28 protein-coding genes and 1 pseudogene are annotated in these 22687 nt (G+C 58.5%); 3 read left to right on the top strand and 26 right to left on the bottom strand.

Going from position 1 to position 22687, the window contains the following annotated elements; translation table 11 throughout:
- Positions 1-593 (bottom strand): AAA family ATPase (locus tag YUU_RS0142870; protein WP_027527712.1); only part of this gene is annotated, 593 nt, incomplete at its 3' end.
- Between the two features lie 816 nt (positions 594-1409).
- Between YUU_RS0142870 and YUU_RS0142855 the strand changes: the two genes are divergently transcribed.
- On the top strand, positions 1410-1823 hold the full coding sequence (locus tag YUU_RS0142855) for an ArsC/Spx/MgsR family protein (protein WP_027527710.1): 414 nt from the start codon (positions 1410-1412) through the stop codon (positions 1821-1823).
- A gap of 723 nt (positions 1824-2546) precedes the next feature.
- Here YUU_RS0142855 and YUU_RS0142845 read toward each other — a convergent pair.
- The 16 genes from YUU_RS0142845 to YUU_RS0142765 form a co-directional block, all read right to left on the bottom strand.
- A complete protein-coding gene (locus YUU_RS0142845; RefSeq protein WP_156944858.1) occupies positions 2547-2885 on the bottom strand; it encodes a ferredoxin in 339 nt (112 codons plus the stop codon).
- A gap of 147 nt (positions 2886-3032) precedes the next feature.
- On the bottom strand, positions 3033-3287 hold the full coding sequence (locus YUU_RS0142840; RefSeq protein ID WP_027527707.1) for a BolA/IbaG family iron-sulfur metabolism protein: 255 nt from the start codon (positions 3285-3287) through the stop codon (positions 3033-3035).
- Positions 3288-3703: 416 nt separating this feature from the next.
- Positions 3704-4915: a DegT/DnrJ/EryC1/StrS family aminotransferase gene (locus YUU_RS0142835; RefSeq protein ID WP_051390227.1), complete on the bottom strand. Its 1212-nt coding sequence runs from the start codon at positions 4913-4915 to the stop codon at positions 3704-3706.
- Positions 4912-5181 (bottom strand): hypothetical protein, encoded by a 270-nt coding sequence (locus YUU_RS0142830; RefSeq protein ID WP_027527705.1) that lies wholly within the window; start codon positions 5179-5181, stop codon positions 4912-4914. The genes YUU_RS0142835 and YUU_RS0142830 overlap by 4 nt, the downstream gene beginning before the upstream one ends.
- Positions 5182-5192: 11 nt before the next feature.
- Complete coding sequence (locus tag YUU_RS0142825; RefSeq protein ID WP_027527704.1) at positions 5193-5546, bottom strand: DUF3024 domain-containing protein; 354 nt, start codon at positions 5544-5546, stop codon at positions 5193-5195.
- Positions 5547-5558: 12 nt separating this feature from the next.
- Positions 5559-5798 (bottom strand): nitrogen fixation protein NifZ, encoded by a 240-nt coding sequence (locus YUU_RS0142820; RefSeq protein ID WP_027527703.1) that lies wholly within the window; start codon positions 5796-5798, stop codon positions 5559-5561.
- Positions 5791-6111, bottom strand: coding sequence for a nitrogen fixation protein NifZ (locus YUU_RS0142815; RefSeq protein WP_027527702.1), 321 nt, complete (start codon positions 6109-6111; stop codon positions 5791-5793). Before YUU_RS0142815 ends, YUU_RS0142820 begins: the two co-directional genes overlap by 8 nt.
- A 26-nt stretch (positions 6112-6137) precedes the next feature.
- On the bottom strand, positions 6138-6881 hold the full coding sequence (locus YUU_RS0142810) for a 4Fe4S-binding leucine-rich repeat protein (RefSeq protein ID WP_027527701.1): 744 nt from the start codon (positions 6879-6881) through the stop codon (positions 6138-6140).
- Positions 6874-7404 carry a hypothetical protein gene (locus YUU_RS0142805; RefSeq protein WP_027527700.1) on the bottom strand — a complete coding sequence of 177 codons (531 nt, stop codon included), beginning with the start codon at positions 7402-7404 and terminating at the stop codon, positions 6874-6876. Before YUU_RS0142805 ends, YUU_RS0142810 begins: the two co-directional genes overlap by 8 nt.
- Positions 7405-7665: 261 nt before the next feature.
- Positions 7666-7890, bottom strand: a complete 225-nt coding sequence (locus tag YUU_RS0142795) for a ferredoxin (RefSeq protein ID WP_027527698.1) — start codon at positions 7888-7890, stop codon at positions 7666-7668.
- Between the two features lie 12 nt (positions 7891-7902).
- Positions 7903-9456: a nitrogenase cofactor biosynthesis protein NifB gene (gene nifB / locus YUU_RS0142790; RefSeq protein WP_027527697.1), complete on the bottom strand. Its 1554-nt coding sequence runs from the start codon at positions 9454-9456 to the stop codon at positions 7903-7905.
- 321 nt (positions 9457-9777) lie between these two features.
- Entirely contained in the window at positions 9778-10644 is an 867-nt protein-coding gene (locus tag YUU_RS0142785; RefSeq protein WP_027527696.1) for an SIR2 family protein, read from the bottom strand.
- Positions 10641-10865: a putative nitrogen fixation protein NifT gene (nifT, locus tag YUU_RS0142780; RefSeq protein ID WP_027527695.1), complete on the bottom strand. Its 225-nt coding sequence runs from the start codon at positions 10863-10865 to the stop codon at positions 10641-10643. Before nifT ends, YUU_RS0142785 begins: the two co-directional genes overlap by 4 nt.
- On the bottom strand, positions 10862-12058 hold the full coding sequence (gene nifS, locus YUU_RS53975) for a cysteine desulfurase NifS (RefSeq protein ID WP_035664932.1): 1197 nt from the start codon (positions 12056-12058) through the stop codon (positions 10862-10864). Before nifS ends, nifT begins: the two co-directional genes overlap by 4 nt.
- A gap of 12 nt (positions 12059-12070) precedes the next feature.
- On the bottom strand, positions 12071-12364 hold the full coding sequence (locus YUU_RS0142770; RefSeq protein ID WP_027527694.1) for a NifU family protein: 294 nt from the start codon (positions 12362-12364) through the stop codon (positions 12071-12073).
- A 39-nt stretch (positions 12365-12403) separates the two neighbouring features.
- Positions 12404-12724 (bottom strand): iron-sulfur cluster assembly accessory protein, encoded by a 321-nt coding sequence (locus YUU_RS0142765; protein ID WP_027527693.1) that lies wholly within the window; start codon positions 12722-12724, stop codon positions 12404-12406.
- Positions 12725-13060: 336 nt separating this feature from the next.
- On the opposite strand from YUU_RS0142765, the gene YUU_RS0142760 reads away from it, so the two are divergent.
- Both YUU_RS0142760 and YUU_RS0142755 read left to right on the top strand, forming a co-directional pair.
- Positions 13061-13651, top strand: a complete 591-nt coding sequence (locus tag YUU_RS0142760) for a hypothetical protein (protein WP_027527692.1) — start codon at positions 13061-13063, stop codon at positions 13649-13651.
- A gap of 475 nt (positions 13652-14126) precedes the next feature.
- Positions 14127-14441, top strand: a complete 315-nt coding sequence (locus YUU_RS0142755) for a hypothetical protein (RefSeq protein ID WP_027527691.1) — start codon at positions 14127-14129, stop codon at positions 14439-14441.
- A gap of 263 nt (positions 14442-14704) precedes the next feature.
- Here YUU_RS0142755 and fdxB read toward each other — a convergent pair whose 3' ends face one another.
- From fdxB to nifH, 9 genes and pseudogenes are all read right to left on the bottom strand, one after another.
- Entirely contained in the window at positions 14705-14989 is a 285-nt protein-coding gene (gene fdxB, locus YUU_RS0142750) for a ferredoxin III, nif-specific (protein ID WP_027527690.1), read from the bottom strand.
- 2 nt (positions 14990-14991) lie between these two features.
- Positions 14992-15201: a CCE_0567 family metalloprotein gene (locus YUU_RS0142745; RefSeq protein WP_027527689.1), complete on the bottom strand. Its 210-nt coding sequence runs from the start codon at positions 15199-15201 to the stop codon at positions 14992-14994.
- A gap of 8 nt (positions 15202-15209) precedes the next feature.
- Positions 15210-15680, bottom strand: a complete 471-nt coding sequence (locus YUU_RS0142740) for a NifX-associated nitrogen fixation protein (RefSeq protein WP_027527688.1) — start codon at positions 15678-15680, stop codon at positions 15210-15212.
- 11 nt (positions 15681-15691) lie between these two features.
- On the bottom strand, positions 15692-16087 hold the full coding sequence (gene nifX / locus YUU_RS0142735; protein WP_027527687.1) for a nitrogen fixation protein NifX: 396 nt from the start codon (positions 16085-16087) through the stop codon (positions 15692-15694).
- A 22-nt stretch (positions 16088-16109) separates the two neighbouring features.
- A complete protein-coding gene (nifN, locus tag YUU_RS0142730; protein WP_027527686.1) occupies positions 16110-17492 on the bottom strand; it encodes a nitrogenase iron-molybdenum cofactor biosynthesis protein NifN in 1383 nt (460 codons plus the stop codon).
- Between the two features lie 23 nt (positions 17493-17515).
- Entirely contained in the window at positions 17516-19183 is a 1668-nt protein-coding gene (nifE, locus tag YUU_RS0142725; protein WP_027527685.1) for a nitrogenase iron-molybdenum cofactor biosynthesis protein NifE, read from the bottom strand.
- A gap of 115 nt (positions 19184-19298) precedes the next feature.
- Positions 19299-20858 carry a nitrogenase molybdenum-iron protein subunit beta gene (gene nifK / locus YUU_RS0142720; protein ID WP_027527684.1) on the bottom strand — a complete coding sequence of 520 codons (1560 nt, stop codon included), beginning with the start codon at positions 20856-20858 and terminating at the stop codon, positions 19299-19301.
- A gap of 47 nt (positions 20859-20905) precedes the next feature.
- The gene (nifD, locus tag YUU_RS0142715; protein WP_027527683.1) at positions 20906-22408 is read right to left on the bottom strand and encodes a nitrogenase molybdenum-iron protein alpha chain; all 1503 of its coding nucleotides are present in this window, start codon (positions 22406-22408) and stop codon (positions 20906-20908) included.
- 76 nt (positions 22409-22484) lie between these two features.
- Positions 22485-22687, bottom strand: a pseudogene (gene nifH / locus YUU_RS53970) (nitrogenase reductase); the annotation flags it as partial.

Below are 22687 nucleotides of genomic sequence, written 5' to 3'. Positions count from 1 at the left end.
TCCGCCAGTTCCAGTTCCTTGTCGGTCTGCCGCTCATTGCAGATCAAGCCGCCCAGCCGCACGCCGCCCGAATTGGCATACTTCAGAATGCCCTTGGAGATGTTGTTGGCGGCATACATCGCCATCATCTCGCCGGACATGACGATATAGATCTCTTGCGCCTTGTTCTCACGTATCGGCATTGCAAAGCCGCCGCAGACGACATCGCCGAGCACGTCGTATGACACGTAATCGATGTCCTCGTAGGCCCCGTTCTCTTCCAGGAAGTTGATCGAGGTGATGACGCCACGGCCGGCGCACCCGACGCCCGGCTCCGGACCACCGGATTCGACGCAGCGAATATCCTTGTAGCCGACCTTCAAGACGTCCTCGATCTCGAGGTCCTCGACGCTGCCGGCGCTTGCCGCGAGAGACAAGATTGTGTCCTGTGCCTTGGCGTGCAGGATCAGGCGGGTCGAGTCCGCCTTCGGGTCGCAGCCGACGATCAGGATCTTGTGACCCAACTCGGCGAGTGCTGCGAGGGTGTTCTGCGAGGTCGTCGATTTGCCGATACCACCCTTGCCATAAAACGCGATTTGCCTCCGTGAAGCCATGTTGCTCTCCATCAACCGATTGCCAATGATTTCGCGTTGGACTTACGCGAGATTATTTCTCTCTCAGAAACGTGCGCACGCGGGCGTCGGGAAAGAGAACAGCGCTCGCCATACGCGCCGGCGTGGCCTCAGCCCTCACTCGCAGTTGCGGCATCCAAGTAGCAACTAGCGTGCCATTCGCCGCGCGTGCTTTAAGCGCCTACTCGAAAACGGTCGACAGACGCAATTGACGGGCGCTTCGCCGAACCTTTTGTTGTTCTGTCAGAAACAGGACAAGGATTACGCCTCTGAAAACGCGATTTTGCTGCGACTGCGACCGCACACAACGGAACAAAAATTGCCAACTCTGTATCGTGACGCGATTTGAAAGGAAGGTGACATGCAGTTTGGCGTCGAGACAGACAAGGCTGTAAGCGGCGGCGCGTGTTCGATATCGACCAGGAAAAGATCACCTATGCGGCGTTGCAGTTCCTGCTTCATGACGAGATCGAGCCCCACGAGCTGGCCACGCCTGAAGAGGCCTATGCCGCGAGCTTCGACTGACTCGTCCCAGATGTTGCTCGGTGTCACCTTGCTGAAGAATAGCGGACTGGACCTGATTGGCGAACTCACCGGAAAGTTCGAAGGTTTCCGCATTCTCATCGTTACTGACACGTCCGACGAGGTGAGCGCACTTGAGCATGTGAAGGCGGCGCACTGGCACTGTGGTCACACCGCTGACGTTGAATGGCGTGGGCAAGAAGGTCAACACCATCTAGGGCCACGGTAAAGCAGCGCCAACGATCCTGCTTAGCGTGATGAAATGGGAATCTTGACATGACTACGGTTCTGTTTTGGCAGAAGCCCGGCTGCGGAACGAACGCGCGCCAGATTTGCGCGTTGGAGGCAGCGGGTCATCATGTCGTGGCGAAGAGCTTGCTGACCGAACCCTGGACCGCGTCCGATCTATGCACATTCTTCGGTAACACGCCGGTTCGGTCCTGGTTCAACCCAGCCGCGCCGCGGGTGACGTCGGGCGAGGTCGATCCGGCGACGATCGACGCAGCCGGCGCGATCGCCTTGATGCTCGAGGATCCGCTGCTGATCAGGCGGCCGCTGATCGAAGCCAATAACGCAAGATGTGCCGGATTTGACCGCGAGCCGGTCCCGTCGCTGCTGGGCTCAAGCCCGAGGCGAGAGCTTCAGAACTGCGCACGAACGGAGAAGGCGCCGCGGTGTGCGGAGGTGTGATGTGTTTGCTTCGTAGGTGGTATATCACACGAGCCTCTTGTGGGAGAAAGTGGCGCTAAGCGGAGGCGAGTTCCACGCGATCGGATACAAGACGTGCGGGCTCTGATTCCGAACCGGAGCGCCAAGGGTTTTCTCCGCTTGCAAGCGGCGATCTATAATTTGCGTTGCTCTCAAGGCCGCCGATGAGGTCCAAGCGGAAGTATCAAAACACACAAGAAAGAGGGACCTTATTTCAGGCCAGCTTTGAGTATGAATCTGAACAACTATCGATTGAATATTCGCATATCCGCGCTCAGGCCTGCATTGCCCGCGTGGATGTCAAAGTCCATCAGCCAGGTGCTCGTAGCCCATGGCTGAATGCTATCTGGCTCTCTCTCGTGACGAGCTGCTTGAGGCTCTCGGCGTTGTTGCCACGGCTTCAGGCCAGCGGGTTCATTTGCTGGAAAAGGACATTTGGGTTGTTTGGGCCCTCCACGCGCGCGGAGGCGATGCCGTGGTGGACGCAGGTGTGAAGTCTTCTTCGTAGGCGGTGTTGCACTATCCTGGCCTAGTTCTGGAAGAGAGCGGCATTCCGCACAGTGGCCCCACGGCCGAGCGTCCCCTGAGCGCCATTTCGCGAGGTAAAGAGCCCTCGCAACGCCGATGCGATGCACCGGCGTCCTTCTTAGAGTGGCGGGAGACGGCCGATGGCGCCGTCTCCCGTAAGTTGAAAGCAAGGAACCGCTAACTCCGCGCGAGCACCATGACGAGCCGGTCGACGCGACGGCCATTCTTCAGATGGGACTCGACAATCTCGTCAATATCTTCCGGAGTGCTCGGACGATACCAGACACCGTCAGGATAGACGACCATCAGAGGACCAGAGCCGCAGAAGCCGAGACAATCGGCTGCGGTCAAGCCGATATCGGTCAACCCACCCGCCTCGATTGCTTTGCCGAGCCGTTCCCATAAGGGTCCTCCGCCCGCCGCCCCGCAGCTGCCGTGCGGATGGTCGGGAGGGCGCTGAGTATGGCAGGCGAAAACGTGATGCCGGTAGAGCTGTGGGAGTTCGAACTCGTTCATGTCGTTGCTCATACTTCTATTACCGCAATGCGATGTCGTAATGGCCGCGAGAATCTCCTTTTACATAGAGTTGCACGACAATCAGCCCGTTCGAAAACGGCTTGATGTCACCCCCACAATTTAAGTGCTTAATGCATTGTTCGCTCATTATGTCTCCTTGCAAGTGACTCGTTTCGGCACGGGGGTTTCGAGCACGAGCGCGTCGAACGTGTCGATCGTTTTGCTCCCTAACGCGGCATAGATCATCCGATGCTGTTGGATGCGGCTCTTGCCGGCAAAGGCCTGCGAGACGACTCGTGCCCCACAGTGGTGTCCGGTGCCCGCCAGATCGGTCACGATCACATCCGCCTCCGGAAGCGCCTCGCGGATCAAGGCCTCAATTGCCGGCCCAGCCGTCACCATGTCGCTTACTCCTGCTCTCGCCCGGTTTCATGCAAGCTCCAAACCAATTCTCGACAGGACCATTTGAAAAGACTTCCGCCGACACGGATGGAAATGACGCGCGTCGGTCGACAATCCCGCGGGCGGACTGTCGCGAAGATAACAAGGATATATCGATGGCCGACATCATCGTCGCGTTACGGCGATGGGCTTTGTTCCATGAATTCCTGGCTCGATAACTCACGGCAGCTCAGTACGACTACGACCGCATATTCCGGGAGCTTCCTCAGATCTTTGAGCATTCCGCGAATCATGGCTGGTAGTCCGTATGGATCGCGATCTCGGCGGCAAGCCGGAGTGACGATAGCCCCATGGTCTTGCCTTCCGGGAGGATGACGAGCGAGGTCTTTTTCTCGTCTTCTGCATTTTTCGGCTGTTCAGTAGATCGCCGCGCCCGCGCCTACATTGATTGAGGCGTCTTTCATGGTCTCGACAATGAATTCGATCTGGCTATCAGTGAGATGCGTATGAAATGGCAGTGCGACGGCGCGATCGGAGATCTTTTCCGTCACCGGCAGATCGCCACGGCGATAGCCCAGATCAAGATAATGCCGCTGCAGATGCAGAGGATGGTTGTAGGCCGCAGCCTCGGTCTGCTCAACGCGAAGATCCTCGACGATCGCGTCGCGGCTGGAGCGCGTGAAACGCGTCCCGAGATGGACAACATAGAGGAACCAGTTCACTTCGGTCACGTCGGGTCCGACATAGGGCGGTTTGATGCCTTCAAACGCCTGCATATGCGCCGCATAAAACTGTTCAATCAGCCGGCGACGCTCCAGGATCTCGTCGATACGCCTCAGCTGCGTAATCCCCAGTGCAGCGGACAGATCGCCCATTTCGGCTTGATATGGCGCAGCCGAACCGACGGTAACGGAAGAACGCTCGTCCGACCGATGCGAACGGTGACGACGAAGTGCCACAGCAAGATCGATATCATCGGTAACCACTATGCCGCCTTCGCCGCAGGTCAGAAGCGAGGGCTGCGCGAAGTCGAACACAGCGACATCGCCGAAGGTCCCGACCAATTGGCCCTTATAACGTGAGGCGACGGCCTCAGTGGAATCTTCCAGCAGCAGAAGATTACGCCTTCTCGCGATATCGCGCAGCTCCGACCAGGCTGCGGGATGGCCATTGGTGTTGCCGGCGAGGATGGCGCGGGTCTTTGGCGTGATGCGCTCCTCGACTCTCTGCGGAGCGAGCGTCCCGGACCAATAGTCGATGTCCGCAAATACCGGCCGCGCACCGGCGAGGCTGACCGCGTGCGCGGTTTCACGATATGAATAGGACGAGGCGATCACCTCGTCGCCCGCGCCAATGCCGCAAGCTTTCAGAGACAGCAGAAGGCCGATGGTTCCGCTCGGTACCGCAACGGCATAATTCCGTCCGAGATAGGTGGCAAATGCCGCCTCGAATTGTCCTGTGAGCGGACCGTTAGAGAGACGCGGCGAGCGCAACACGCGATCTACTACCGCGATTTCGGCCGGGGTAATGTCGGGATCTGACAACGGAATCAAGGATTCATGGCCCGTTGGAACCGGCTCTTCGTCCGCCTTGGCAACGAGGCCGTGGCCTAGGGCTGGTCCGGTCACGGCCCGACCGCCCGCGTGGCGAGCACAATGCCGGTCGCTCGCGTCGGATCGTCCGTGATCCGGGCACAATGATCCGCGCTATCGAGCAAATGCAGGTCGAATTGTCCGACGCTGTGAAAAGGCGTCTCGGTAAGGTCAGACGAGTCGCAGCGGATCCAGGCGAGATGCGGGTACCTCTGTCGCAACACCGCATAGGCTTGAGAAGCATCATCGGATGACGCGAGCGCCCGCTCGATGTCCGCAATTTCGCCTGCTCCCAGGGCCATCGAACGGGTCCTTATTGCCAGAACACGCGTTCCGGATCGGCGTTCAATAGATCGGTAACTGCTGCCAAGCGCTGGTGCGTGGAGTGCAGTTTCCAGATGCCCTGCTTGTGATCTTTTCGGAATACCTGCCAGTTGGCGCTTGCCCCGTCATGCCGCAGCATGGCTACGTCAATGATGCCGCCCTTAACGTCGATATTGCGCGAGCAGCATGGGCATTCGATCAAGTAGCCTCCGGCAACTCCGGTGATGTGGGCTGAGACATAACGGTAGCGCTCTCTCGACCTCAGCGCGCGCTCGATGCGCCTGCGATCGATGTCGTTGGGGTGCGCGGGTAGGTCCGGCTTTATGTCTAAGGCCACGTTCATCGCGTCTACTTCCTAGACCAGGCCGATTTCTCTTTCGAGGCAACCGACGACCAAGTGCTCACCGAACTTGACAAGATAGATCGGAAGGTTCGCTTCCGTGTGCCGGCGAACTTGGACGATCTTGCCGATGTCGCCGAGGCTGACCAGGAGCCCTTCAGCTGGGGCATCGGGAAAGGATCCGTCATTGGTCAGGTCAAACATCGCCTTGACGCGCTGGCCCCGCTGATATTTTGGCAGCCTGGCTTCAATCATCGTTGGCTCCCGGCAAGTGCAGGTCCTCGACTTCGGCGCGTGGTATGACCGGATCGAGTTCCTTGCGCTTCATGCCGACCCGGTGACCGCTTTGGATGAATTCAACGCCGTAGATGTAAAACCGCTGCAAGAAAGTGCCGATCGATATGACGTAGCCGACCTCGCCCTTCTTCGCCAGGATGTCGCCGATCTCTTTGCCGGCGTAGGTGCCGTCATTGCGGATGGTGCGGTTGGCCCGCACCTTCTCGCCAAAGTCGAAGAAAGGTGGTGCCGTCAGCTCGACGATGTCACTGTCAGCCACAATATTGCTCATGCCGGGGTCCCCTGTTCTTGTCCCGGCTACCGGGCAAGTCGCGAGCGCGCGACCTCGCGCACCAGGCTATATGGGTCATCGACAAGGCCTATGAGCTCGGAGGGTACGATCCGGCTTGCGACCTCATGCCGGATACGCCAATCCGGGTCGTGGCGCAGAAGCCACAATAACTCCGCCGACAGGCGTTGAGCGACCTCCAACCGCACCAATGCGTCACGGTCGGCGACCAGGCTGAGCAACCATTTCTCTGGGAGGCGTCGCGCCACGGCGCGACGGACCTCAGCGTCCTCGTCGCGGATCATTCCGCGGAGCAGCAACGGCGCAATCCGCCGCGCAACCACAAGGCGGACGTAGTAGTATTCATCCGAGGACATCGGCAGCAGTTCGTCACCTTCAAGCAGTGTCGCGACCCACATCCTAACTTCGTGATGAGGGTCGTTGCGAAGTTGCAGGGCGAAACGCTTGGGCAGGCGACGGACGGCGCTCCAACGCACGGTTTCGTCGTGATCGTGGAGCAACCGCGGCAGCAGGAAGACGTTGGCGAATCTCGCCGCGATCGCGCGCACCTCAAAATGCGGGTGAGCGAGGTAGGCGTCGGCGAGGCTCGGATTCCTCTCGAAGAAGTGGTCGATACGTCGGGCATAGCGGTCGTTGACGCAAGCATGCTTGAGTTGACAGCAGCCAGTGCGATTCAGAGCAATATGCGCGCAGCAGGCGCAATTGATCTGATTACCCTGCCAATTTCTGGCCTCGTCAATGTCCTCACTCATCCGCCTGCCCCATGCGTTCGAGGACACGTAGGAGAACCTTGGCACCGATCTTATCGGTGGGGTCGATCTCAAGAAGCTTTTGAACGGCTGACCGCCCTTCCTCGGTTTGACCGAGGCGCATCTGCAAATAAGCGTATCCTTTCAGCGAGAACAGAAAGAACCGCGGCAGAATATCTTCATATCGACCGAACGCCGCATCATGGGCACGGACAAGACGCCAGTCTGATGGGAGATTGTTCATCTCCGACGCCTTGCTTATGCAGAGCTTGGCAAGCTGAAGCGCCTCGGCGAGCCGCGCCTTATAGAAATAGAAGCGAAATAAGCCGATCAGCACTGCCGCATGCCCTGGTGCCAGGCCGACGGCCTTGCGCAGGTGGCCTTCGGCGACCTCATCAAGGTGATAGGAGAGGCTTGCTTGCCACAGGTGATGCTCGGCCTCGCTGGGCAGCCCACCTCCAAGCAACGTCCTGGCGAGGAGCGCCTCGTTGATCTCGGATTGCGGACTGAACAGAGCATCTGGCATCGCGGGTCGCCTCTTGAAATCAATGGTCCCCGCAAGAGACTTGCATGCGATCTTGCAATACGAACCCGGTCCGCTTCGGCTTGTCAACGAAGTCGGCCGTCACATCGTCGTGCCGGCTGATCCCACAGACAAGCCCGGAACATCCACTTGGGCTGATCGCGAGACAAAGGTCGCAGCCGGCGCGGCCGCCGGCCTGGAGCATCATTCGGATGGCTCGTCGCACCAATCGTATGTTCCAGAAGTTCATGTCATTTCCTTCGCTCAACTGCCCGCCTGGTAGCGTGCAAGCGAGGTGTCAAGGACACAGGTATTGTCGACTGGGCAGACCGCCACGCATTGCGGCTCGTCGAAATGGCCGACGCATTCGGTGCACTTTTTAGGATCAATCATGAATGTTCCGCCCTTCTCCGCGATCGCGACATTGGGGCATTCCGGCTCGCATGCCGAACAGCTCGTGCATTGAGCGGCGATGATCTTGAACGGCATGTTTTTCCTCTCTCATGCCGCGAAAATCAACGCGCCTTGGCGGATCGCAGCATCGCCGCGTTCGACATGTTTGATCGCACCGCTGGTGACCCTGTCGAGATAGGTCTTGAACCAGGCGATCGTCGACTTATCGATAGGCTCATAAGCGTATTGATCGACGGGCTCTACGCCGGCCTTGACCAATTCCGCCCTGGGACAGCCGCCAATTTTGGCGATGAATACTGCGTGGCAATCGTTAATGGCACGGATGATGGTCTCGAGCTTTCCCTCTTCGGCATAGCCACCCTGGCAATACAGATCGACGCGGCGATGGCCAATGAACTTGGCGCCGCCGCTGGAGAGCTCATAGACTTGAAACTCCTTGGCGTGACCAAAGTGCTCGTTTATCAGACCCGAGCCCTTGGTCGCGACCGCCACCAGGACCTTCGTATCGCCGAGGCTAACTGCGAGTTCCACAAGGTCAGCGTGCTTGGCCGCGGCCTTGGCGCGGTCGTCCTCGACTTTGGCCTGATAAGCGTTGCGGCTCTCGACATCGTATTTGATGTCGCTCGTCGCGAGCTTTTCGGTGGTGAACTCCGCGCTGCGGTCTTCGCCTAGCAGCCCGATCGCATCGGCTCGGCACTGTCGGCAGTGGCGCATCATATGCAGCTCACCCTCGCAGCTATCCTGCAGCGCCTTTAGTTCCAGTGCCGTCGGGCTGCGCTGGCCCTTCACACCGAAAACGGTTCCGTATTTGGGGGACGAGATCAACGGCATGATGTTGTGCAGGAAGGCGCCGCGCGACTTCACTGCCTTACTCACTTCGACGAGGTGTCGATCGTTGATTTCGGGGATCATAACCGAGTTGATCTTGCAGAGAATGCCCCGCCGAGTGAGCATCTCCAGGCCCTGGAGCTGGCGTTCAGTGAGGATCTTTGCGGCTTGGACGCCCGTGTATCGTTTGTGATTGTAGAAAATCCAAGGATAGATCTTTGCCCCGATCTCGGGGTTGATCATATTGATCGTGATCGTGACGTGCTCGACGTTGAGCTTGGCAATGGTGTCGATGTGATCGGGTAGCGCGAGACCGTTGGTTGACAGGCACAGCTTGAGATCCGGTGCAAGCTTGTGCACGAGCTCGAAGGTCTTGAAGGTCTTTTCGGGGTTCGCGAGCGGGTCGCCAGGACCGGCGATACCGAGCACGGTCATCTGCGGAATCGTAGAGGCAACGGCCATCACTTTCCTGGCCGCCTGCTCAGGCGTGAGCCTCTCGCTGACCACGCCCGGACGCGATTCATTGGCACAGTCGTACTTGCGGTTGCAGTAATTGCACTGGATGTTGCAGGCTGGCGCGACCGCGACATGCATGCGCGCATAGTGATGGTGCGCTTCCTCGCTGTAGCAGGGGTGCTTTTTCACCTTTTCCCATGTCTCAGCTGGAAGATCACTGTGGCCTGCCGGCGAGCCGCATCTAACTCCGCCGCCGCGACTACTCTTGCCACAGCCCTTGTGCTCGGCAATCGACTGCGTGATCTCGCCGTCTTCAATGGCGTCGCTCGATGATCCCCGATGCATTGGAGTCCCCATTTACCCAGTTCTCCCTTCAAGCCTGAGAAATTTCTCGGTATCTAACGCTCAGCAATCGGCGTGCCACGGCTCGGCGCGCAACTTTCATGATCTTGTTCAACAAGTTAGGAAGCGCTTTGGTGTGCCTCTTGCCCGGGCGTGTTGGAAAGCCGACATGCGTTGTGATCGAAACGGCACGTAGCGGCGCGAGAAGATGTTGACTGAAGGTATGGCCGCTGCTTTCTCTCTTTTTTGCTGGAAACATGGCTCGTCAGGTGGCAGCGAGACGGTGTAAGAGCTGCCTGGCCAAACGCTGGTCAAATGCCCACGCGAAAAGCCTCCCTAATCTGCCAAAAGGATCTCGACGGCACGTGCAAGCGGAACTGCGAGTGGCGTAAGGCCTTGGTCGACCAGAAAGCGGAGCTCATTATTAGAGAGCGTGTCGGGCTCGACCACGGCATAGTGAACGTCGGACGAGCGCTTTGACACCTGTCGCGCATAGGTGCGCAGGAGCTGGTCGTTGAAGCGGCACCCCAGAAACAGGAAGTTGCGGCCGGTGCGGCGAGCCTTCACCTCGCCGGGAATCGGCGTCTGTATGTCGATTTCCGTGAGCACCTCAACATAGTCGGCATCGGAGACCAGGAAATTCTTGGCCGGGGCAACGCTGCCGTGCGGCTTGTAGAGGATCGTTGTCCAGCTTTTTGCAAGAGAGCAATCGACTTCATTGCCTGCGGAATCGTAGAAGCGATACCAGCGATCCTCACGCAGACCGGCGCGGGTGATGCCCTGGATCTCGCCCCAATTGCTGTGTCCCGCCAGCGCATTTCGCATCGCGTCATCGTACCAGCTGTCGACGATCAGCGGCAGCCGCAGCGTTGCAAGATACCGCTGTAGCTGCGCTGGCGCGATCGGCGCGCTAAATGCGTCCGCCATCATCGCTGTTACGGTGGTGCGGTGCCTCGTGCTTTCGATGTGCTGTGCGGAGGCCCAGGCGTTCCCTCTCGTGCGCCTTGGCAACGTCACCTTGGTGCCGAAGAATGCCGCCAGGTCCTCCGGATTCATCGGCGCGCTCGTGTTCGACGATCCCACTAAGCCGGGCCCGAGATAGGGAACGACATTGCCACGACGAAGCCCCTCCGCGACCCTGCGCAGCATGGCTTCGGCAACTGGCCGACCAACGAACTCGATCCGCGGAGCCGGCACGTTCACGTCTCTTCTCTGTCGCCGCCACGCCTCTTTGCGTTGATCGTAATCGGCAAGGTAGTGTCGCTCGTCATCGGCGGCAGGTCGAGCACCCAGCCATTAGCTATTCTGATCCAGCCGCCCCACAGCGTCTCGTGCTCGGATTCAACGATCCGCTCCTCAAGGTCCTTCTTGGGGACGTAGATCGAGAGACCAGTTTCAGGTGAACGACGAATGATGACTTTCATCTGATAGACTCATTGGATCGAAAGGTCGTTTCTGCACGCTCTGACCGCCCAGGTGGGGTCCCTCTCAATTTCGCGATGATATTTCGTAGCACAACGAGGACGTGATCGATCTCCTCGCTGGTGGTCTCGCGGGACAGCGAAAAGCGGATCGCGCCGTGCAACAAGGCAGACGGTACGTGCATCGCTCGAAGCACATGAGACGGTTCCATGGAGCCGGACGCGCAGGCTGATCCGAGGGACGCGGCAACGCCGGCGCGACTCAAATGATGGATAATTGCTTCACCTTCGAGATGCTCGAAGGCAATATTTGACGTGTTTGGCAGACGGCTCTCCTTGTCACCGAGCACCACGCACTTGCCGAAGTCGAGGACGCCATCCTCCAGCCGGTCGCGCAGCGCGGCTATTTTCCTGCGCTCCTGCCCGAGCTCTACGGCAGCAAGCTCCGCCGCCTTACCCAGCCCAATGATACCGGGGACGTTCTCGGTGCCGGAACGTCGGCGGCGCTCTTGCGGTCCGCCGAAGATCAGTCGTCTGAACTTAGTGTCCTTGCGCACATAGAGCGCGCCAACGCCTTTTGGACCATGCAGCTTGTGGCCAGAAAGCGACAGCATGTCGATCTGGGTCGTCTTCACGTCGATCGGAACTCGCCCCACAGCCTGCACCGCATCAGTGTGGAAGAGTGCGCCAGTGGATCGCGCCATCTTGGCAAGGACCTCCACTGGAAAGATCGTGCCGGTCTCATTATTGGCCCACATGACGGAGACGACCGCGGTATGCGGGGACAAGGCACGGCGATAAGCATCAATGTCGAGCCAGCCGGAGCAGTCAACAGGAATTAGATGGCATTTGTTGCCGCGACGGCCGAGCTCGTCTGCGAGCGAGAGCACAGCTGGATGTTCCACGGTCGTGGTGACGAGTTCGTCGCGTCGCTCCTGCACGGCAAGTGCCGAAAGGATTGCCGTGTTATCCGATTCGGTACCGCCCGAGGTAAAGACGATCTCGTGATCAAAAGCAGCACCGATCAGTGCCTGCACACTCCTGCGAGCCTGTCTTATGCTTTCTGCAACTTGCCTGCCTGCTGCATGGGCGGACGATGCATTTCCGAATTGCTCGGAGAAGAATGGTAGCATCGCAGCGACGACGGACGGATCCGTCCGAGTCGTCGCGTTGTTGTCGAGGTAGACCGACTGCACCGTATGCCTTCTTTAGTGTCGGGCTTTGGTGGATCCCGCGACCGGGATCAGGCGGACGAATGTGCCAAGCCGTTCGATGAGGCGCGCCTGGATGCCTTCTAGTGTCGCACTGGCGAGCTTGCAGAAGACGCAGGCGCCCGTAAGCTTGATCATGATCTTGTTGCCATCGATCCCAATAAGCTCGCAATCTCCGCCGTCACGCTTCAGATTCGGCCGAATTTCGTCGAGTACGGCGCGGACGATACGCTCACATTCGGTAGGTTTCGCGGCCGCCGATTGTCTCGTTTGTTCAGTCTCGACAAGCATGTTTGCACCTCTCCGTGGCGACTCGTCAGGAATGCGGCTCTAGCTAAAGGACTTGCCACATGAGCAGCCCGACTTGGCGTTGGGATTGTCAAAGGTGAAACCAGAGCCCTCCAGCGCCACCACAAAATCGATCGTCGTTCCGGCAAGATGCGGGTGATAATTCTTGTCGACAAACACCTTAATGCCGCCCCGCTCAATTACGGTCTCATCGGGCTTTGGCTCATCGGCAAGCCCCATTGCGTACTTGAACCCGGCGCAGCCGCCCCCTTCGACCATTATCCGCAAGCCCTTCGCCGGCTGCGCTGCCGCAGAGATCGCGCTCTTCACCGCATTCTCCGCGCTCTTCGTCAGACTAATCATCGCTTTCCCTCATCAGCTACGGCAGTTCGGGATGAGATTGGCAAGTCCCATGCCAGCAACCACACTCCCGACAATACTTGGCTTTTGCCAATGTCGGTCATTTGCGTTGCAGGGCGTGTCGGGCTTGCGACACGACGCTTTGCAGCTAGGGAACAATCTTGGCGCGGCGCCGTAGCGCCGCCGGCAGGGGGGTATGTCTGCCAAAGCCGCACAGACGAGGCCTTGCTTTTGGCTTTCGCTGCATGCGTGGGCCGACGGCAAACAATTTGCATGGAGCCGAACGTGGGTTCGCGCGGTTCGATACCTGCGCCAGCCACATCAAACCAGGAGGATTTCATGACGTCGATCGACAACACCGCTCTTGGCCGGCTTGATAAAGAAGGCCGCTTGCTTAATGCGGTGCTGAAGGGTCACACCACAAAGCCGGGCCGCTTCGGCTTCCGCGGCGATATCGCGCTAAGGTTCCAGGTGCAGGTGGCCGACGAGAAGCGCCCGCCCGACTATTCGATCGAGCAGGTATTAACGGTCGCGGACGAGGGAGAGACCACAATCCCTGTACTGGCTGGCTACCTGCATTCTCTTGCCTATCTTGCCGATGTCGCAAAGGTACTGGATGGCGCCTTGAGCCCGAACGGCACCTACTTCATGTTCTGCAATAATATCGATCTTCTGGCGAAATACCGCATCAAGATCGGTAACGTCACATTTCGCATACTGCCATGTGACGAGTCGACGGTTTGGAAGGAGATGATGGATCTCACTGGGGTCGAGAAGAACGACATCAAGAAGCTCGATACTGCCGGCAAGCTCGATTATCTGCTCGATGCCGCCAAGAGCATCAATGCCTCTTATGCCGAACTCTCCTACGAAGACGGCCTCGCCAAGATGCAGCCGGTGAAGAATCGCAACGAGAACCGCCCTGTGTGAGGTTCTCGCGTCAGATCTCTTCTTATCCCATATTGCCAGGGCTGTTGGCGTGGTGCTCGACTTGTCTGCCAGGCCAGACAATCGGACGATCAACAGTGCGGAAGTCTCGCATGCAAGCCCCCTCGGTACAGATTGCGGCAGTTCAAGTAAACGGCTGGCTTAAGCGGCTCGACGGCTACAATGCCCATCCTACGTCCAGGCTGCGCTAAAGGAGCGAGAGGGAAGATAGGTGGAGCTCTCGTTCTGTTTGACGGGACTCGATTTTAGCTGGCATCGCGGCGGACCCGTCCGACTATGTGCTGCGGCCCAAGGCGACTTTCCATCTGGCTGATTTCAGCGGTGCCGACGCGTCTCCCTTGGACGCGGAGGATCGTGTGATCCGGTAGAAGTCAACGCACTTGAAGCTCGACAAGCTCTGCCGCAGCTTTGGATCGTGAAGCTATATGTGGGGCGCCGCGCAGGAGGCAGAATAGAAATGGCAACGCTCGTCAAGACCACTCAGGACGGCCGCAAGCTCGAGGTGCTAGGGCTGGCAATCCTGCTTGGCGGAAAGCTCGAAGCTGGCGAGCTCATCGAGGTCAAGGATCATCCGTACCGCCGAGCAATCCTGGCCGCAGTACCGGACGCTACCCACATGGCCGGCCGCGTCCCGCTGACGCGCGAGGAAGCCGAGATCGTTCTCGCCGCCTTCAAAAAGGCCGAGGCGGATATGCTCGCCAACCCCATCTCCATCCAGGAGCGGTTTCGGATTGCCGCGATGATGAAGGCACGCGAACAGGGGATCGAGTAGCAAGAGTTGAGGCAGCTTTAGCTTCGATTTGACCGTCATTTCTCGGCGAACTGGTAACAAGTATTCGCGACATACCGAATTCTCGCGGACAAGCGCGGCAATGACGACGAGAGGCGCCAGCGCCAACACATTTTTAAAGCTTGCAGCGGCATAGGCGGAGCACCCACGCACTCATATCAAAGCCTTCTGACGCTATACAGGCTTGGCCCTATACAGAAGATCCCTAAAGACGTTTATCGCTTCTCTGTTCCCGATGGCTAAACTCAAGCAGCTGAAACGTGGGTTTGGCAGTTGGTCGGGCACACCCGGGCACAAGCGCCGCAGCCGATGCACGCTCCGTCATCGTTCAGCACCATGATCTTCTTCTCGATCTCATCATCATCGTCTTCGAGGTCGATCGTCTCGCCGTCCTCGTTGATGCCCTTCAGCATCATGACCTCACGGCCACACACCTTGTAACAGCGGCCGCAGCCTATGCACTTCTTTGGGTCGATGGAAGCCAGATACTCTGGCTTCCAGTCGCGGCCGTCGCGCGTTGCGAATGACATGGTTACCATCCGTCTGCTTTTTCCTGCGCTTTGAGATCCTCGCGCTTGCGCTCGAGCTCGTCGAAGGCGTCGTGGACCTTCTGGGCCACACTCAGGATCGAGGTCCAGTTGACCGGCAGTTCTTCGGCGAAATCGTGGAGATCCATCTTTGCCTGAGTCGCCTTGGCGGAAAGCTTCTTGATCTCGGCTTTCAGTGCTTCAAGATCGCTCATTCGTCACCTCAGTAGTTCGCAACTTCCGGGAACCTGCGGATCATCTCGATTCCGCGGTCGACATACATGTCACCTTCCGTGGCGAGTTTTGAGAGGTTGTCAAATCCGAAACGATGCACGTCGCGCAGCTGCTTGTTTACGACAATGAGCCGACCGCCGATCAGTACTATGCGGCCAAAGCCTTCATGGTGCATTTTCAGCATCGGCGAGACCATCACGCCGGTCGCCTTCTCAATGGACACGGCGACAGCGTTGAAGAACAATTCAAGCCGCCAGATCGTGTCCGGATCGGGGTCACCGACGATCGGCAAGGTACGGCGCTTCTCCCTGTCGAGAATATAGGGCTCGAGCAGCTCTAGGTCCTTCTTGTCCTCCCAAGCGCCATGGCCGTCCTCGGCGCGCCAGATTTTGACGAGCTCCTTCACAAAGGGCGCCTCTCCCGCAAGGCCGGGTTGGATCAATTCAGCCGCCTCAGTCATAGTCGTTTACCTCAATCCTCGAAATCAAACGAGCGTTCCTGGCCCTTGGCAAGCACCTTGCGCAACCAGGGTGGCGGTGAGCCCTTCAATACGGCTTCAAGCTTGACACAGAGATCGTCGATCGCTTCAGGCTGGTTCACCTTCATGGGATGGATGTTATTTGCGACGACGCGCGCGGCGCCTGAGCCGCCGATCGCCGCAACATAGAGAATGGAGCAGTCTTTGATAGCATCGATCTTCGGCGCGAGCTTGTCCTCGTTGCCGTCGTCCTTGAGGTCGCCGTCAAACTGGATGGCTTCGACGAAGCTGTGCCCCTCGGGCCTGACGTCATAGATGGCGATGTTTTTGGCCCAGCCAAAATGGGCATCGACGCGCTTCAGATCCTGGGTGGCGAATGCGACTTTCATCGGCGTAATTCCTCTCTTCGCGTCAATTGGGCCGCGGGGGAACGACATGCAGGCCGTTGTCGGTGATGCGCCAGGTGTCCGGCGTCGGCTGGCGGTTGTCCTCGCGGTCGGTAATGATGAGATTGGCAAGGTCAAAGATCAGCTCGCGCGTGCCGCGATAGCCGACGGTCAACTGGTGACCTGCGCCAAGGCGATCGAACATCGGAAAGCCGGCACGGTAGAATGGAATGTTCAGCCGTGCTGCCGCTTGGCGGCCGTGTGAATGGGAGATCAGGAGATCGCATTCGCGCGTTTTGGCAAGCTCCTCCAGATCTTCAAGATCGCCGATGATGACCTCTCCGATCCTGACGCGTTCGAGCACCGGAGAGGCCGTTGTCGTCACTGCCGCGGTCAGCTGTGCGCCCATCTCATAGAGCATGCTGGAAATGTCGAACAAGAGGTCCGGCTCGGCCCCAATGGCGAGCTTTCGGCCGCCAATATGGAAATGCGCATCCAGCATGGCGTCCGCGAGCTGGCCACGTTCCCGGCGGTATTTTGGGGGCACTGGTTTGCCGCTGATCTCGCTTACAGATGCGATGAATACATCGCTGGGGACGAGGCCACAGAGCCGCTCGAACAGCCGGAACGGCACGCCCGTCCTTGCTTGCATGGCCTCGGCCGCGCGCCTCATCTGCGCTCCGATCGCGATCGTCCAAGCCGCCTGCCCCATAGTCGCGATCTCGTCGACCCCGATCCCACCGATCGTGGTCGGCGTGAATTCATCGGGAATGTGACCGTCGAGTGAACCGGCGATATCCGGCAGGAAGGACGGCCTCAGCCCAAAATCCTCAAAAATCGTCCGCAGCTCGTCAAGGTCGCCGGGGGTCAGGTGGCAGCCAGGCAGGACATTAACGCGCGAGAGGTCGCGCGGTGCGGCCGCATCGACAGGATCGACAAGCACCTCGATTACGCGCGCCACGGTCTTTTCCCAGCCATCCTGAAACGCGTCCTTGAAATCCGGCGTCGAAACGTAGACGAGCGGCAATTTTTCGAGCTGCGGATGCTTCTGCCGGATAAGGCGGATGAACGCCTCGACGTCGTCACCCTTGGTCTCGGTGACTCCGGTCGAATTGATGCCGATAATTTCGGGCTTGGTACGGTTGTAGATATTGAGGATCGCCTGCTCGACATTCTCGTAGCCGCCGAGCACCGTGGCAACCTCGCTCATCGCGGTGGTCTGCAGCGGCACCGCCTCCTTGAAATGGCGGACAAACAGGGTCAAGCCGAAGGACGTGCAGCCTTGAGAACCGTGTAGGAGCGGCATTGCGCCCCGAAGCCCCAAGAAGGCAAAGGAGCCGCCGATTGGCTGGCTCATCTTGAGCGGATTGCTCGAGCAGGCCTTATTGGAACTGGTAACGATAGCCATGGCTTGGAACCTGCTTTGCCGTCCTACTCTGCCGCCTGCTGCGTGGACGTAGGCTGGGCCGCAGTCATGTCCGCGATGGCCCGCTCGCTGGCGCCGCAGACGTCGGGGGCCTCGGTGTGCTGCGCGATGTCATCGACCGTAGTCGAGCCGAGAGCGACCACACTCTCCTTGGTGACACCGAGATCAAGATTTTGGCAACGGAAGGCGCTTTTAGCGCAGCGGTCCTTTTCGACGCGACCCAGATTCGGATCAATATCGACAGTCGCCACATCTACCTGCGCAAGCGACTTGGCTTTCCAACTCACGTCGGCATCATCCCACGGCGCGGGCTTACGGAGCTGATCCCATATTGGGTTGTAGAGTGCCTTATCGATCTCTTCGATCAGCTTCACGATGCCGAGATAGCCCATATAGGCGTGGCAGCGCTCCTGATTGATATCGAGCCATGGAGTGGCGGTTTTCAGGGCGACAAATTGCGACTTGCCGCCCGAGAGCATGATGTCGGCTTTTGCTTCCTTGAGCATCGTGTACATTTCACGCGGCGTCAAATCCTCGATCATGTGAGCATCATGACCCATCAGTTTTTGAATGCGCTCCTTGTCCTTCATGGTTGATTTTTTTACAGACGTGCCGACGATCTCTAGCCCGGCCTCCTGCAAAGCTGCGACGACCGACCACGATTTCACGCCCCCAGTGACGAGCAGCACCTTTTTGCCGGCGAAACGTGGCTTGAAGAACTCGATCGCGGCCCTCGCCTTTGCTTCCTCGCGTGCGACTGTGAGCTCGGTACGTTCCATCAACTCGGCCGGCGCGCCGCGCTCGATCAGCATGCGCGCAATCTCGCGCAAAGACTCGCTGGAGTCCTGGATACCGTAGAATGATCCTTCGAAGAATGGGATGCCGTATCGCTCCTTCATCTTACTCGCGACATTGATCAGGGACTTCGAGCACACCATCATTGCCGCGCGCGCCCGATGTGAGCAGGCAACGTCGCCATATCTGCCATCGCCGGAGATGCAGGACAGGACGCGAATCCCGAGTTCGTCCAACAGCGGCTTGACCTGCCAGAATTCGCCGGACAGGTTGTATTCGCCAATGAGATTGATGTCGTAGGGGGTCGTGTAATCGGGTTCTTGGGTGCCGATCACGTATCGCAGCAGCGCTTCGCCGGCGAGCTTACTTCCAAGGTTCTTCGAACCGACAAATCCCGGCGCGTTGACAGGAATGATGGGCCTGCCGCATTTCGCTGTGGCGATCTTGCAGACCGCATCAATATCGTCGCCGATCATGGCCGGCACGCAGGTTTGGTAGACGAAGATCGCCGAGGGATCATACTTCCGGATGATTTCCCTTATGGCTTTGTATAGCCGCTTCTCGCCGCCGAACACGACATCGATCTCTTGCATGTCGGTCGTGAAGCTTCTGCGCCAGAGATCGGAGCCAGAGGAGGCAGACCCGCGATTGTCCCAGGAGTTTCCTTCGCACGCGATCGGGCCATGAACCAGATGAGCGACATCGGTAAATGGCTGCAGCGCAATCTTGGCGCCATCAAAAGCGCAACCTCCGGCGGCTCCGCCAGGCTGCAGTTGCTTGGTGCAGCCTTTCTTGCGGGCAGCTGCCGATTTGTTGGCGTTCTCGACGCAATTCGCCTCGTTGAAGACGCCTTGGATGGTCGCCGATAGCGAAGTCACGGTTGTCTCCTTCCGCGGACGTTTTCTGGTTCGGGCACGGTCGATAGGCCGGCTGGCGCCAGCGTCCCCACCTCACGGCGGCGATAAGCCGCAATGAGGCGGAGACACGCCCACATCAGCGGATGATGTCGAAGCTGTAGTCCGTTTTTCCGACCACGTTGGTGTTCTTATCGATCTCCTCAAAAATCTTATCGAGTATCTTCACCAGAACATTCATGCCCCCCTGATAACCCCAAACCGGATAGCGGTGATGATGGTGCCGATCGAAAACCGGGAAGCCGATACGGATCAGCGGCGTGCCCGTATCGCGCTCCAGGTACTTGCCATAGGTGTTGCCGATCAGAAAATCGACCGGCTCGGTGAACAGCAGCGAGCGCATGTGCCAGAGGTCCTTACCCGGATAGGCATGGCAGTCTTTGCCGAACTGCGAGCTGGCGAAGAGCGCCTGCATCTTCTCTTCCCAGGCCTTGTTGCCGTTGGTTGACAGGACGTGTGTCGGTTCGGCACCTAGCTCCAGCAGGAAGGTCGCCAAGCCATAGCAAAGGTCGGGATCGCCATAGATTGCAAACTTCTTACCGTGAATGTGTGCGCTGGAGTCTGCCATGGCGTCGACCAGACGACCGCGCTCTTGTTCCAGGAGCTTTGGGATTGCTTCGCCCGTAATGCGCGACAGCGTCATCAGGAAGTCGTCGGTCGCACTGACGCCAACCGGATGGTTGAACGCAACGACTTGCTGGCCATGACTCTCGATGAACGATAGCGTTTTCTCCGTACAATATTGCTGCATGGAGATGGTCGCCTTGGCGTGGATCGCATCCGCGGCGTCTTTCAGCGTCGTGCCGCCATCATACATGCGAAACTCACCGTCAGTGGGTGTGTCGAACACGTCACTGTTATCCGCAAGGATCGTGTATCTGATCCCCATCAATTCGAAAATGCGTTTTATCTCGCGGATGTTGCCTACGGTGTAGCCGTCGAAGCCGCCGATGAAGTTGATCCTGTCGTTCGGCTCGCGCTCAAGCTTGGGTTCAGACCCGGATTTTCCGTCCCAGAAGTGCTCGATGATGCCTTTCAGGGCGTTATCATAGCCGGTGACGTGGCTACCGACGAAGGCAGGCGTATGAGCAAAGGGAACGTCGAACTTAGCCGGCACCGACCCCTTTTCCTTCGATGTCTTGATGAAGGCGTTGAGATCGTCGCCGATCACTTCCGCCATGCAGGTGGTCGAGACCGAAATCATCTTCGGTTTGTACATGTTATAGCTGTTGGCGAGCCCGTCGATCATGTTGTTGAGGCCGCCGAATACGGCTGCGTCTTCGGTCATCGACGAGGAAACACAGGAGGTCGGCTCCTTGAAGTGTCGTGACAGGTGGCTTCGGTAGTAGGCGACGCAGCCCTGTGAGCCGTGCACGAAGGGCAAGGTGCCCTCGAATCCGACCGAAGCAAACACCGCACCTAACGGCTGGCAGGCCTTGGCCGGATTGATGGTCAGTTCCTCGCGCGCGAAGTTCTTCTCGCGATATTCGGGGGTTTTGGCCCATTCGCGGATACGCGCAACCTCCGCGGGGTCATGTGCATTCTCGAAGAGCGCTCTTTTGTTGGCCAGCATCTGCTGGTATTCCGGACCTCGGAACAGCTCGAAATGATCGAGCACGTTTTCGGCATTCTGGGTCATCGTGGCGTCCTTTTTGGATTCGTGTTCGATCGTTTGGCCCGGCTCGCCTATTCCGCCGCCATCAGGCTCGGACGTGGGGCGTCCTTCCACGGCGCCCTGGTCTTCTTCCAGATCGGGGAATTGATTGCCATGTCCATGTCTCGGGCGAAGATCGCGAACCCATCGTAGCCATGATAAGGACCCGAATAGTCCCAGGAGTGCATTTGCCGGAACGGCACGCCCATCTTCTGGAACACGTACTTCTCCTTGATGCCAGAACCAACGAGGTCAGGCTGGATCTTCTCGACGAAGCGCTCGAATTCGTAGCCAGTGACGTCGTCATAAATCAATGTGCCGTCCTTGACGTAATGCTGGGCTGTGCGCTGATAGTCGTCGTTGTGGCCGAACTCGTAGCCGGTCCCGATGACCTCCATACCGAGGTCTTCATAAGCGCCAATCACGTGCCGAGGGCGCAGGCCACCCACAAAGAGCATCACGGACTTGCCTTCCAGGCGCGGTCGGTACTTCGCGATGACGGCGTCCATCAGCGGCTGGTATTTCACGATGACGCGCTCGGCCTCCTCCTTGATCTTGTCGTCGAAGAAGCTCGCGATCTTGCGCAGTGACTCTGCGATTTTGGATGGGCCGAAGAAGTTGTACTCGCACCACGGAATACCAAACTTCTCCTCCATGTGGCGAGAGATGTAGTTCATGGAGCGGTAGCAATGCAGGATGTTCAGCTTCGCCTTTGGCGTCGCCTCAAGCTCGGCAAGGCTGCCGTCGCCCGACCATTGCGCAATCACCCGAAGGCCCATCTCCTCCAGGAGGATGCGAGAGGACCAGGCGTCGCCGCCGATGTTGTAGTCGCCGATGATGGCAACGTCATAGGGCGTTGGTTCGAATCGCCGTTCTGTCTCCGAGGTGATCTTGTCGAACACCCAGTCGCGGATGGCATCGTTGGCGATGTGGTGACCAAGCGACTGCGATACGCCGCGGAAGCCTTCGCAGCGCACCGGAACGATTGTCTTGCCGTCATATTCCTTTGATTTGACCCTCGACACCGCCTCTATGTCATCGCCGATCAGGCCGATCGGGCATTCCGACTGGATGCTGATTCCGCGGTTGAGCGGAAAGAGGTCCTGGATCTCGTCGATGACCTTGGCGAGCTTCTTGTCGCCGCCGAAGACGATGTCCTTTTCCTGGAAGTCGGAGGTGAACTGCATGGTTCCGAAGGTATCGATGCCGGTGGTGCCGACATAATAATTGCGCCGCGATCCCCAGGAGTACTGCCCGCAACCGACCGGGCCGTGGCTGATGTGGATCATGTCCTTGATCGGTCCCCACACCACCCCTTTCGAGCCGGCATAGGCGCAACCTCGAATAGTCATTACGCCCGGGATCGATTTGAGATTCGATTTGACGCCGCAGTCGGACTTACCAGCCTCGTGCACGTTAAGGTGCTTTGCACGACGCTTGGCAGTCTTCTCCGGGTAGACCTTCAAAACTTCGTCAATCAGCTCCTTATTGCGGGCCTTGATCTCTGCAACGCTCTGGGTAGATGCGAGGCTCATACGGATATCCTTCAAATTGTCCTGTGCGCTTTAGGCGTCGACGCTTTCTCGAAAGACGCCGAATATGCGGGCTGGATTACGCTGACAGCGCGGCTAGCTCGGAAGCAGTCTTACCGACCTGACTTTCATCGATCGGCTTCATGATGCCGTGCTCCATCAGCATGTCCTCAAGCTCATCCATGCTGATCGGGGTCGGGATGATGCCCTTGCCGCCATTGTTGTGGATTTTGGTCGCAAGATTGCGATAGTGGTCTGCCTGCTTGGAGTCCGGCGCATATT

The sequence above is a fragment of the Bradyrhizobium sp. Ec3.3 genome (assembly GCF_000472925.1).
Taxonomy (GTDB): Bacteria; Pseudomonadota; Alphaproteobacteria; order Rhizobiales; family Xanthobacteraceae; genus Bradyrhizobium.
This window is presented reverse-complemented; position numbering and strand designations above follow the sequence as displayed.